Below are 12,501 nucleotides of genomic sequence, written 5' to 3' on the forward strand. Positions count from 1 at the left end.
ATTTTTATGTACAATGTATTATATTTATACCCAGTTCTGAACCTTAAAAAGGATAGATTTATAGAAATTAACAAAAAAGCAGCTCTTATTTACAAGGAATATGGAGCTCTTGAAGATGATACGTTCCAGAGCACTTTTATTGATGGTATCTATGGTTGTAAAGGGATGGAGGCATCGGTGGAGTTGCATGAAAATGAAACCTTGATGTGCTCAGTTTCTACTTTTAATAATAAACATCACCACGATACAGTTATGAGAAAAGTTGACTCGGATATGCGAATTGAAGAATTATATCATGAAATGATTAAAGTTATTGATATGAGCCGGGTTGTTCGTGGTGAATTTGAAAAAGTTTAATATAAATATTTTGTATTTCATTAATAGATGCTTTACTTAACAAAGGAAGGAGCTGCGGCACTTCCTATTTTTTTTGAACAAACCGGGTTAATTAAACTTTAGAATCCATAAACATATTTAATTGTCTGGTATAAAATTAGTATCTATAATCGTCAGAAATCAGACTCTGACGTGAAGGAATGACTTTCCAGGAGGAAACAAATAATAAGCTGGATTATATTTTGTAAAAAGGAGTGCTGTTCATGCGTGCGGTTGTCATAAATGAATATGGTAGTAAAGATGTGCTAGTAGAGCAGGAGCTACCGAAACCAGAAATAAAACCAAACCAAGTACTTGTTGAGGCTTATGCAACTTCCATTAATCCAATTGATTGGAAGCTACGTGCAGGTTATTTGAAGGAGATGCTTGATTGGCCATTCCCTATAATTCTTGGCTGGGATGTGGCTGGTAAGATAGTTGAAGTTGGAGATGAAGTGAAGGTATTTCAAGTCGGGGATGAAGTGTTCGCGAGACCGGATACAACCCCTAGAGGTACATATGCGGAATATACAATTGTGGATGAAGAATTGCTTGCCAAAAAGCCAGGTAACTTGACATTTGAAGAAGCTGCCTCTATTCCATTAGCTGGCCTAACCGCTTGGCAGTGTTTAGTGGATAAAACAAAAGTCAAGCAAGGAGATAAAGTACTCATACACGCTGGAGCTGGTGGTGTAGGCAGTTTGGCCATTCAAATGGCAAAACATTTAGGTGCTTATGTTGCTACAACAGCGAGTGAAAAAAACGAGGAATATGTAAAAAAGCTAGGTGCAGATGAATTCATTAATTACCGTACACAACAATTTGAAGAAGTATTAAGTGATTATGATGTAGTTATTGATACAATGGGTGGCGAGATTTTGAATAAAAGCTTCAAAATATTAAAACCTGGTGGCAGACTAGTAACGATTGCCGGACAACCCGATTCAGCATTAATAGAAAAGCACCAAGTAACGGCAAGCTCTTATTGGTTAACTCCAAATGGTAAACAGCTAAGTGAAATAGGTGAATTACTTGAGAAAGGAATACTTAAGCCTCAAGTGGGTAGTGTATTTGGTTTTTCCGCAGAAGAGCTACAAAAAGCACATGAGTTAAGTGAAACAAACCATGCCAAAGGAAAAATTGTAATTAAATTTAAATAATTGGTGGTCAGTTCCCACTCGTGTAACAGGTAGTATGATTAACAATAATAATATGGAACTAATTTTAAAAAAAGAAAAAAGACTGAATTACATGTTAAGAATCAGTACTATATACTTCAGAAAAAATATATCGGGTGCGTTGATCCAATAAGGATTAAGGCCCTTTTTTTTAAGCAACCGAGAAGTTTAGTTGAATAAAGTGATAGAATCCTTGCTTCTTCTTAAACTACAAAGGTTGATTATTAGAGCTGTCACGAAGGCAGCTTTTTCTTGTTGTACTAAAGAAGGAGTTTCATGAATAACAAAATATAGGGTGAAAATATTCTTAATAATCAAGTAATATAAGATGGAAGACATGATAGAGGAGTGATTGATTGAGTGCTTTAAAACTGATTGAAACATATAAAAGCGATCTACAAAATTATACACTTGAGCAACTAAGATATATATCGGCTAAAGGGGTTTGGTCCATTGGTCAAATGTACGATCATGTGATTCTAGTTGCAATAGAGTACCTTGACAATGTGGAAGCTTGTGCAAAATCAAAGGAAGAGCAAATGCTTGGAAAAACGGATTTTGGTGAAGAATTATATAAAATTGGAGGGTTTCCACCCATTAAAATCAAGTTGCCGGACGAACTAAATACTCCACCAAACAATTCAGATAGTAAAGAAGAACTTATGAGTCGGTTAGATCAGGTGATGGAAAGGTTGAGGCAATCGGAATCTAGAGTAGATGATATTAATCCCAATTACAAAGTAAAACATGAAGGTTTTGGCTGGCTGAACGCGAGGGAGTGGTTCGAACTTGTCGGTATGCATTTTCGCCATCACTTACGCCAAAAGTGTGAACTAGAAATGGAAGTTATTCATTTATAAATTTTCCTAGTTACTAATATAGAACAATTTAAAATAGCCATGTTCCTATTAATAATTAATATCATTTGGATCGTACTTTATTTTGGCATTCTTGATTGGTGGAACAAATGAACCATACCGAGGTTTATTACTACAATTGTGGTGGTTCACTTTGTTATGTGGAAGACTAATAACTATAACAAGAACGAAGTGAAAAAAGACAAATAAAGGGCTGCTACAGCATAACGAACACGCTATTAAAAAAAGAAGATGAACACTCCATAGTTGTAGAGATTCATCTTCTTGTGTGTCTGAAGGGGGATACTACAGCCCTTTTAGTTATTATGTGTAACCTTTAAATCTTAATTTCAATCTTTGCATTTTTCTTTAACTCTTCTACATGCTGAGCGAGTTTTTCTTGCTGTTTTTGCTGTTGCAGGGATTGTTCAATTTGCGGTTTTACTTCTTCAAACTTTGGAATTTCTTGTCCAGTTGTTTTTCCCTGTTCCGCATATTGATCATACGTTTTTTGAATTTCTTCATCGGTAATTTTACCAACAGAAATTTCTTTCTCAACGTACTGGTTAAGTTTAAGTCCGTCGGCTATTTGAGTTTCAAGGGTTTTCATATCCATGCCAGTTTTTTTAAGAGCGGATTCGAATTCTTTTTCTGTTTTAAACTGTTTTTTTACTTCGTCCAGTCGCTTTTTAATATCTGCCTCTGAAACTTTATAGCTTTTTTTATCTGCTTCTTGAAGGAGAAGAGTTTGTCCGACTAAACTGTCAATGGTTTGGTTTTTTACTTGCTCTGCCGCTTCTTTAGAAGTCGGATCTTGTCCCATTTGCTGCATTTGTCCTTGTATAGATGATAAAATGCCATTATAGTCGCTTCCTAAAATTTTTGTATCATTTACGATGGCAACGGTTTTCTTTTCATCTATTTTCTGTCTTTCTAGTTTCTTTTGCATTTCTTCCATTGCTTTCTGCTGTTCCTTTTGCTGTTCATTTTCCTCTGTTTTCGTTTTATCATTATTTTTAGCTTCTGTACTTTCGTCATTTCCTCCGCATGCTGCTAAAACAACAATCATTAGACCGGTTATTAATGTAAACATCAATTTTTTCATAATAAAACTCCTTCCGAAAGCTACAAGAATAATTTTTTTCTAAAAAAACATCTTGTCCGCCATTATAAAGTTAATCCAACGGAAAAGAAACCCATGTACACTTTCTTAATATTTATAACAAGATTGAAACATTTGGTAATGAGTCATTAAATTCTGAAAAAGAATATCATAAAAGGGGTAAATTTTATGGTCCTAGAATGGGGTGCCTCTATTTATTGGAGTCATTGAAAGTTTTAATGGGATTCTTAAATACCATGTTGTAAAATGTAATTAATGGGAATTTTGTTAAAAATAAGGGTGTGAAATATGAATAGAAAACGAATCATTTACTTTACTTTAGCTATTATTCTATTTTTTTTAATTCTACCATTATCAAAACCCTCAACAGAGACATTTAATAAGTGGTTAGCGAGTAAATACGATACAGAGTGTGTTGGAGATAATTGCCTATATAATAATTCGCAGGAAAAAGTCGTTAATAGAACGAGAGACGATTATTTTTTCATAAATAAGATGGGCGTAATCCTTGAAGATGAAAGAGGTACTAGAACATTAATTGAAGGTATAGGGATATTTGGTACCTTTGTTCCCTTTACATTCAATCCAGGTTATAGTCCGGTAGTAGATATATACAAATATTAGATTAATGAATCTAATTTATTGCTTAGTAGGCAGTTTCTTTCAATAGGGTATAGAAAAAAAGAGAGTAATAGAGGAGTATTACTATGGTTCTTAAAAAGGTTAAAAGAAAGTTATATAAAAAAGTATTTATCATCATTGGATTATTAGTTATTTCATTAGTTGGGTATGGGGTGTATTGGGCATTTTTTGATATGAATCGGTTACCCACAGGAGAGTATCTTACGGAAAAGACCTCTCCGGAAGGTACTTACACGTTAAAGACATATCTTGTAGACGGTGGAGCTACTACCTCGTACTCGATACGAGGAGAACTAGTATTTAACAACAAAGATAAAAAAACAAAAAATATATACTGGAATTATCGAGAGGAAACAGCAGATATTGAATGGATTAATAACGACACAGTGATTATTAACGGACATTCTCTCGATGTACCTAAAGATAAATTCGACTTTAGAAATCAATAATTGTTTATACATGTTTTTACAAATAGGGGTGCCCCGTTTTTGACCGAATCAACTTGACATTCAACTCAGACTAATATGTTAAAAATATCAATGCACATTATGCTAAAATAGTAACATGAAAATCATGAATAATAACAAATTGACAAGTCAGCAAGGAGAATCACATGTTAACACTTTTACAAGAAGACCAATTTGAAAACCTTTATCAATTATTTGAAGATTCTTTCCCTAGTGATGAATATAGGCCTTACCACATGCAACGTTCTTTACTTTCTGCCCCTCATTATCAAATATATGTGTATGAAAAAGATCATGAGCTTGCTGCTTTTTTTGCCACATGGGAGGGACCTGATTTTATCTTCTTAGAGCATTTTGCCGTTAAATCAAGATTCCGCAATGGAGGCTTAGGGTCGAAACTCCTTCAAGCCTTTCTCGAGCAGCAGGTAAAACCTGTTGTGATTGAAATTGAACCACCTGAGGGAGAAATCGAAAAAAGAAGAGCTGATTTTTATAAACGAAATGGCTTTACCCTTAGTGAGTGGGGGTATGTTCAACCTCCATTAGCAAAAGGGCAAAGCGCCGTCTCACTTGTTTTAATGTCTTACCCGAAGCCACTACAAGAACAAGCATATAAATCCTTTAAAAACTGGGTATTTAACCACGTCTATTCATAATATTGAGTTTTTGTAGGAATTAGCTTGGTAGATTAGTATTAAAAAATCTAACCAACCCGAAAAAATCCTCCATCCGATAAGGATGAAGGATTCATAGAAGGAGATTTACATCTATCGGGAGGATTGGTCATCGACCTTCCATTGCTAGAGAGGGTAATCGGTAACAGGTAAATATGTAAATGGTAATTGGATTATTGGTTTGCCGATTGCCATTACAATTGTACGTGAGTTCACAAGAACATCTCCTTCTATGCCTTGAAGAGGAGTCTCACCACTTCAAGGTTTAGAAATACTTTTCACTATCAAAATTTAATTGTATGGAGTAGTTTTTGGCATTAATTAGATTAGATAGTCGATTAGCTTGACGATCAATTTCTAAACCTTTTAACCGGTATACTTCTGGATCAAACATCGCAACTTTAACTAGAGGTACACCCTCACTATAAGAATAAGAAAACTCCTCTTTAGGCGCTGTGCCATATACCTTATATTTACGAGCTTTTGCACGTAACTGGGTAGCGAGTTCTATTGCTTCAACAATTGTTAATTCTTCATCATTAAAAATGATTTCGTTTTCAATATTCGCTTTATATATGAGTTTGTCAAGTAATCGAACGTCTTTTCGAACTTCTTCAATATCTTGTTCGACATCAGTTAATGTACGGACTTGTTTTGGAATCTTATTTCCTTTTTCAATGTCAATAAAAGCTAGACGATCCATTTCTTCTTCTAATTCATGTATTCTTTTGGATAGTACGCTCTTTAATTTCACAGCTTCAGCAAGAGAAATTTTAGGCATGGCATTAGCCCCTTATAAAATATACATATACTTTGCTTTGAGATTAACATTCTATCAAAGATCTTTCAACAATAATAAGTAGCGCTTTACCGTTTGGGAAGGTGGGAATGAATCCTATGTTAATTACGCTTTTGGTTGTCATACCGTTATTAGGTGTTTTGTGGTTTATTAATTTTACTACTTTTTTAAAAAATTTAAAGTCCGGAAAAAGTACCCATAGACAAGATGTATTAGGACCAGTATTAACATTTATTTTTATCTTTGCACTCATGTACTGTTTTCTCGGAGCTCTCTAAATAATAAAATAGAAGAAGGAGTTATGAATGGAACAGTTTAACGTATACTTTATGAAATTATATTCTTGAGGTAACGAGCAGTAATGAGAATGAATAATTACTTTATTTAATAAAATATGAAATGACTGCTTTAAAGAGTGAGGGGATACACAGAGATGAATAAAATGATGTTACACATTGAAGGGCTAGCAGTTTTCGTGTTAAGTATATATCTTTATTCGTATAATGAGTACAGTTGGTGGATGTTTTTAATTTTATTGTTTGCACCTGATATTTCAATGATCGGCTATATGTTTAACAATAATGTTGGTGCAAAATGTTATAATATTTTTCATACTTATAGTGTGTCGATTATGATGGTAATAGTAGGTTTACTCCTAACGAATCAATTCGTGTTGGCAGTGGGGTTAATTTGGTCAGCTCATATAGGGATGGATAGAGCACTTGGGTACGGCTTGAAATATTCAACTAATTTCAAAGATACACATTTAAATAGAGTTTAAGTGTTATATAAACTGGCAGCTTTAGTACAATCATTTCATAAAAAAGGGTTTAGAGAGGAAGTTCTCTCTAAGCCCTTTTTGCAGGGTGAAGTTTGTTTACGTGGTTCACTTTGTTAACGAATATCTTGAATGACTTTTTCTAAGAATTCACCCATTCGTTTAACTGCCGGCTCTGAAAAGTCAAAATTGACTCCAGTTTCTTTATAAATAGCTGCGATTGATTGATTGTAGTCCGCACTTGCACCTTTTTTGAAGGCTTCAACCGTTTGATTAGGGTCTTTCTGATAATTCTCAAGTAATTCTAAAGCACCTAACATCGAGATAGAGTATTCAATATTATAGAAAGGTACTTCGAAATAATGAAGGGTGCCAATCCAACTCATCCCAATTTCTTCCTCTAGTCCAGAAGTATCAACAGGGTTTAAGCCATAACGTTTTGAGATTTCAAAGTATTTTTCGTCACGCTCTTTGGCTGTGTGGGTAGGGTTCGTATACATCCAATGCTGGAAGAGGTCCCCTGATAATGGTCCATATAACATTGTAAATGCGCGTCTTAACTCTTCACGCTGTGCACTGTGAAAATCCTCTTCATCTGGATAAAAACGATCTAGCTTATCCAATAAGAGCAATTCCATCCCATGAGAATACAGTTCAGCTACTTCCATTCGCTGTTGGTAGTCTTCAGTAGGTCCATGTTCAGAAAATTGAAGGTACCCATTCACCGCATGTCCCATTTCATGGATTAATGCAATTAAAGAGAAAAAGGACGGGCTAAAGTTCGCAAATACAAAGGTATCTCCTGAAACAGGTAAGGAGGTACAAAAACCACCTGGACTTTTTCCTTTTCGATCTCCAAGATCTAATAATCCATTTTCTCTCATGTAATCGAAACGTTCTGAAAAATAGGGATCTGTCTTTCCTAACATTTCAGAAACACCATCCATAAGAGTCGATACCTCAGCGTATGGTGGTTTTTTCATCAATTTCGCGGTGTTATCCCAAGGGCGATAAGTATCGACACCAAGCTTTGATTTAAATACATTGGCAAGTCGATTCCAAGCTGGGATAATGTGTTTTTCTACATTTTCATGAAAGTCATAACAATCTTGGACACTATACTCACGATTCTTGGCTACAAACATATAATCACGATAATTTTCATAACCGGCATTTAATGCGATTTGATGGCGCAATTGAATGAGTTCGTCCATGATGGCATCCATATCCGGTTTAATTTGACGAAATGCAGAACCTATCTTGTAATACGCTTTTTCTCGAATGCTTCTGTCAAGAGAGTCGAGCTGGGATTGGATAAATGGAAAAGGCTTTTCTTCACCCTCCCATTCAACTGTTAATCCTCCCATAATTTCACTGTACTTTGTACAGAGTTCTTGTTCTCTTACCATTAATGGAATATTTTCTTCTCTGAACAGTTTCACTTTGGATTCGCGAACTCGTCGCATTAAGCCGTAGCGCTTATCATCTAATTGATTAAAGAATGGAGACTCACAGACCTTCTCATTTAATTTTGCTTCATATTTCATGAAAAGTGGATGAATGACTTGCTGATCGTGAAGATACGTTGCTTTAATTTCTTCATCCTCGGTGTTTCGGTAGAAGTCTACTTGGTGACCTGTTATTGCCTCTGCAATCTTAATTGTTAAATTCTTTTCATCTTCTAACCACTTTACAAGGTCAGAAACAGAATTGATTGAAACATCAAGTAAACTTTGAAATTGTGCTTCTATCAATTCTACATCTTTTAAATCAATTAATTCTTTATAATAACTATGACGAATATCTTGTGTCATGGTTAATTCACCTTCCCTTTATATGTATATCTATAAGTATATTCTATAAATATAGTATCGAATCCTTGTTCTTACCTTGTTTTTTATAAAAAAAATATATTCAAGGGGAAAGTATTTACAATAAGGAAAATGGAGCAACCAGTACTTAAACCAGTTGCCCCGTTGAATTCATTTTATTTTAAAGCTTCTACTACGATTTTCGTAGCCTCCGCAATTAGGGTATCATCATATGTTGCGTCCTCTGAACTACGGTCAGATAGAATGGCGATAAGAATTGGATCACGTTCAGGTGGCCAAACAATGGCAATATCATTACGTGTTCCGTAACTTGCTGCCCCGCTTTTATCACCAACGACCCAGCCTTCAGGTACACCAGCACGGATTAATGTATCTCCAGTGGTGTTCCCGACTAGCCAATCGGTCATGAGTGCTCGCTTCTCTGAGGGAAGAATGTCACTAACCACGAATGTTTGTAGACTTTGTGCAAGTGCTCTCGGTGTACTTGTGTCACGAGAGTTTCCCGGAACTGTAAAGTTCAAATCAGGCTCAAAACGGTCAGACTCTGTAACCATATCGCCAATCTCCCTTAGCGCTGTTTCAAATCCTACAGGACCTCCGATTTCATTGAATAGTAGATTCCCAGCTGTATTGTCGCTGTAACGGATAGCAGCCTCCGCAATATCCTTCAATGACATTCCTGTATCCACATGTTTTTCTGTGACTGGTGAATAAGTGACTAATTCATCTTTTGTGTAAGTGATAATTTCGTCAAGTTCGTTTATCGATTTCTGTTGAAGCATTGCACCTGCAGCAAGCGCCTTGTAAGTGGAAGCGAAAGCAAACTTCTCATCTTCTCGATAGACGACACTCTTTTCTGTTTCAGTATCATATGCATAAACCCCGAGGCGGGCGTCGAACTTGCTTTCAAGTTGTGTGAACTCCTCATCTGTAGTAGTTTCTTTCTCTTTATTTGTTTCCGATGGGGAGGCTGTAGAAGTTGCTGAATCGGAGCAACCAGCTAACATGACTAGAATAAACAGAGATAGAAGTAGAGTGCCTTTAAATGTATGTAGTTTGAATAATGTATTCGTTATTTTCTTCAAAATGAATAACCTCTTTCCTAATAAATGATAAATCTAAAGAATTAATAGAGTTGATTCGAAGGAGCATCCACCTTTCTGTGATTTTGATTACACGTGTAATACAATACTACAATTGTAATCAAATGTGGTCAACCCATTTTTTAAAAGAATAAAAATTCCCAAGAAGTAGAACATTTAACTAGAAGGAGGAGATTGATAAACTTCAACTAGCGTGATATCATTTGAATATTACAGTTGTAATTCTGGGAAAAGGGATATAGTTATGAAAGATTTTGCCCTTTAGGTAGAAAGCAACGGGCAGAGATAGGGAGATGAAAATAAGATGTTTTTTACATACTTTATCATCTGTTTAACTGTATCTTCCTTAACGGTTATCGGCATCTTGTTTGTGCGGAGCATATTCAAAAAGCAATTATCTGCAAAAGGGCAATATTGTATATGGTTTTTATTGTTGATTGCATTGTTACTGCCTTTTATTCCGTTTCAATTATTACCTTTTGAACTTTCCAATATGGCTTTGGAGGTCAACGAGAGTAACGGAAGAATCCCTTCGATTGTGATTACGGAGGAAGTTCAAAACTCAAATTGGAAACAGGACTATTCCGTATCAGTTAACCGGACGAACTTTGAATATCTTAATATCATGACAGCCAGCATATGGATCGCAGGGATGCTAGTCATGACATTTTTTGCAGTAAAAGCATGGCTTGATGTAAGGAAGATTAAGAGAACAACAGACTCTTTGAAAAATAAAGATGTGCAGTTTTTGTTTGAACAGTGCAAAAAACAATTAAATATAACGGGACTTGTAGTTGTAGGAGAATCAAGGCATGTCAAATCCCCGATGACATTTGGTCTTTTTAGAAATTATGTCGTAATGCCTGCTAATTTTAACGAATGGCTGACTTTAGACGAAATCAAGTATATATTTTTGCATGAGCTTAACCACTATAAATCAAAAGATATCGCAACGAATTACTTGATTGTCATTTTTCAAATCATTTACTGGTTCAATCCAATCATTTGGATTGCGTTTCGAAAAATGAGATTAGATCGTGAGATTGCTTGTGACCATGCAGTTTTAAGTTCCTTAGATGAAAAGTGTCATAGACAATATGGGCTAACAATCATCAATTTTATCGATAAAGTTTCAAGTCAGAGAACCGTTAAGTTAGCCAATCAATTTAATGGCTCCAAAAAACAAATCAAAAGTCGCATAAAGCGAATTGCTTCATTTACAAAAGAATCAAAGATTTTGAAGCTGAAAAGCACAGTGATTATTACGATTTTAGGAGTATTGGTTATTAGTCAGGTTCCATTCATTTCTGCAATGGCTCAAGATAACAATCATTATGATTTTGAAAATGAAAATACCCTTTATATGGATCTTAGTGAGCATTTTACTGGCTATGATGGAAGCTTTGTCTTATATGATCTCCAGGCTGATCAATATCAAATATATAATAAAGACAAAAGCACCTTGAGAGTATCACCGAATTCTACTTACAAGATTTATAGTGCATTAATTGGACTGGAGTCTAATCTGATTTCTGATGAAAATTCTACGATAAAATGGGATGGCACAAAGTATCCCTTTGATTCTTGGAATTCAGAACAAACTGTAACAACGGCCATGAAAAATTCAGTGACATGGTATTTTCAGGAGTTGGATCAAAGAAATCAGGCAGAGAGTATCTATTCATATCTTAAGCAGATCAATTATGGGAATGCTGACATGTCTGGGGGAATCAATCAATACTGGCTAGAATCATCATTAAAAATTTCTCCAGTGGAACAGGTCCAGCTATTAAAAGATTTGTATACAAATCAACTAGGGTTTAAGGAAAAAAACTTCCAGACTGTTAAAGATGCAATTAAGCTTGAGGAAAAAAATAAGGAGATTCTTTCTGGTAAAACGGGAACAGGAACTGTTAATGGCAATGAAATAAACGGTTGGTTCATCGGATATGTAGAGAAAGGGCAAAATACGTATTTCTTTGCAACCAATATACAACATGAAGATAATGCCACCGGAAAAAAGGCGGCAGAAATAACGTTATCCATTTTGCACGAAAAGGGAATCTATTAAGTAAAACTTGATTAAAAGATGTTAGTATCATCTTTTGAACGACAAAGGAGGTGGAACTGAGTGTCTAAAAAAATACCTACTATCTCAGAGTCTGAATGGGAAATTATGACGGTACTTTGGGAAAAGACGCCACTAACAGCCAATGAAGTGATTTCTAGCCTTCAAGAACGGACAGATTGGAAACCAAAAACCATACGTACCCTGCTTGATCGACTTGTCAAAAAAAGTGTAGTAGGTGTAAATAAAGAAAAAAGAATTTATACCTTTTTCCCACTTTATTCGCAAGATGAATGCCAGCATGCGGAGGCGGAATCTTTTGTTAAACGAATTTATGGTGGGGCACTGAAATCAATGTTGGTCCAGTTTATAAAGGAAGACTCATTATCAGAAGAGGATATACAGGAATTACGTTCCATTTTGGATCCTAAGAAGAAAAAGCAAACCAATTAAAGAATGCCATTTTATAGTGGTATTCTTTTTTTATGCATTTTTTGTCAAAATCGTATAGAAATTTACTATTATTTTATTTTTATAATTGGAATATATTAAAATGTGGTTATGACTAAATAGGAATTTCCAACTTGATAATAGGTGTAGATAAG

The 12,501-nt window shown here is 35.1% G+C and carries 13 protein-coding genes; 9 read left to right on the forward strand and 4 right to left on the reverse strand.

Features of this window, described 5'->3' with window-relative positions:
- Positions 1-6: 6 nt before the first annotated feature.
- The 3 genes from NST91_RS11660 (at position 7) to NST91_RS11670 (ending at position 2,413) form a co-directional block, all read left to right on the forward strand.
- On the forward strand, positions 7-357 hold the full coding sequence (locus NST91_RS11660; protein WP_341331265.1) for a DUF1428 family protein: 351 nt from the start codon (positions 7-9) through the stop codon (positions 355-357).
- A 242-nt stretch (positions 358-599) separates the two neighbouring features.
- Positions 600-1,535 (forward strand): NADP-dependent oxidoreductase, encoded by a 936-nt coding sequence (locus tag NST91_RS11665; protein WP_341331266.1) that lies wholly within the window; start codon positions 600-602, stop codon positions 1,533-1,535.
- Positions 1,536-1,909: 374 nt separating this feature from the next.
- Complete coding sequence (locus NST91_RS11670) at positions 1,910-2,413, forward strand: DinB family protein (RefSeq protein ID WP_341331267.1); 504 nt, start codon at positions 1,910-1,912, stop codon at positions 2,411-2,413.
- Positions 2,414-2,747: 334 nt separating this feature from the next.
- Here the strand turns inward: NST91_RS11670 and NST91_RS11675 are convergent, their stop codons facing one another.
- A complete protein-coding gene (locus NST91_RS11675) occupies positions 2,748-3,515 on the reverse strand; it encodes a SurA N-terminal domain-containing protein (protein WP_341331268.1) in 768 nt (255 codons plus the stop codon).
- A 306-nt stretch (positions 3,516-3,821) separates the two neighbouring features.
- Here NST91_RS11675 and NST91_RS11680 point away from each other — a divergent pair, with 306 nt between their 5' ends.
- The 3 genes from NST91_RS11680 (at position 3,822) to NST91_RS11690 (ending at position 5,298) form a co-directional block, all read left to right on the forward strand.
- A complete protein-coding gene (locus NST91_RS11680; protein WP_341331269.1) occupies positions 3,822-4,157 on the forward strand; it encodes a hypothetical protein in 336 nt (111 codons plus the stop codon).
- Positions 4,158-4,240: 83 nt separating this feature from the next.
- Positions 4,241-4,624, forward strand: a complete 384-nt coding sequence (locus tag NST91_RS11685; RefSeq protein WP_341331270.1) for a DUF5412 domain-containing protein — start codon at positions 4,241-4,243, stop codon at positions 4,622-4,624.
- Positions 4,625-4,788: 164 nt separating this feature from the next.
- Entirely contained in the window at positions 4,789-5,298 is a 510-nt protein-coding gene (locus tag NST91_RS11690) for a GNAT family N-acetyltransferase (RefSeq protein WP_341331271.1), read from the forward strand.
- 283 nt (positions 5,299-5,581) lie between these two features.
- Here NST91_RS11690 and NST91_RS11695 read toward each other — a convergent pair whose 3' ends face one another.
- Positions 5,582-6,097, reverse strand: coding sequence for a hypothetical protein (locus NST91_RS11695; protein ID WP_341331272.1), 516 nt, complete (start codon positions 6,095-6,097; stop codon positions 5,582-5,584).
- Positions 6,098-6,548: 451 nt separating this feature from the next.
- Between NST91_RS11695 and NST91_RS11700 the strand changes: the two genes are divergently transcribed.
- Entirely contained in the window at positions 6,549-6,896 is a 348-nt protein-coding gene (locus tag NST91_RS11700; protein ID WP_341331273.1) for a DUF4260 domain-containing protein, read from the forward strand.
- A gap of 113 nt (positions 6,897-7,009) precedes the next feature.
- Here NST91_RS11700 and NST91_RS11705 read toward each other — a convergent pair whose 3' ends face one another.
- Together NST91_RS11705 and bla are read right to left on the reverse strand one after the other, a co-directional pair.
- Positions 7,010-8,707 carry a M3 family oligoendopeptidase gene (locus NST91_RS11705; RefSeq protein WP_341331274.1) on the reverse strand — a complete coding sequence of 566 codons (1,698 nt, stop codon included), beginning with the start codon at positions 8,705-8,707 and terminating at the stop codon, positions 7,010-7,012.
- Between the two features lie 173 nt (positions 8,708-8,880).
- On the reverse strand, positions 8,881-9,732 hold the full coding sequence (bla, locus tag NST91_RS11710; RefSeq protein ID WP_440272505.1) for a class A beta-lactamase: 852 nt from the start codon (positions 9,730-9,732) through the stop codon (positions 8,881-8,883).
- A gap of 400 nt (positions 9,733-10,132) precedes the next feature.
- Between bla and NST91_RS11715 the strand changes: the two genes are divergently transcribed.
- Positions 10,133-11,899 carry a BlaR1 family beta-lactam sensor/signal transducer gene (locus NST91_RS11715; protein WP_341331276.1) on the forward strand — a complete coding sequence of 589 codons (1,767 nt, stop codon included), beginning with the start codon at positions 10,133-10,135 and terminating at the stop codon, positions 11,897-11,899.
- A 60-nt stretch (positions 11,900-11,959) separates the two neighbouring features.
- On the forward strand, positions 11,960-12,349 hold the full coding sequence (gene blaI, locus NST91_RS11720; RefSeq protein ID WP_121448035.1) for a penicillinase repressor BlaI: 390 nt from the start codon (positions 11,960-11,962) through the stop codon (positions 12,347-12,349).
- The last annotated feature ends 152 nt before the right edge of the window (positions 12,350-12,501 follow it).

Origin of the sequence: Ferdinandcohnia sp. FSL W7-1320 (assembly GCF_038050315.1) — a bacterium.
GTDB classification, from domain to species: Bacteria; Bacillota; Bacilli; order Bacillales; family Bacillaceae_L; genus Ferdinandcohnia; species Ferdinandcohnia aciditolerans.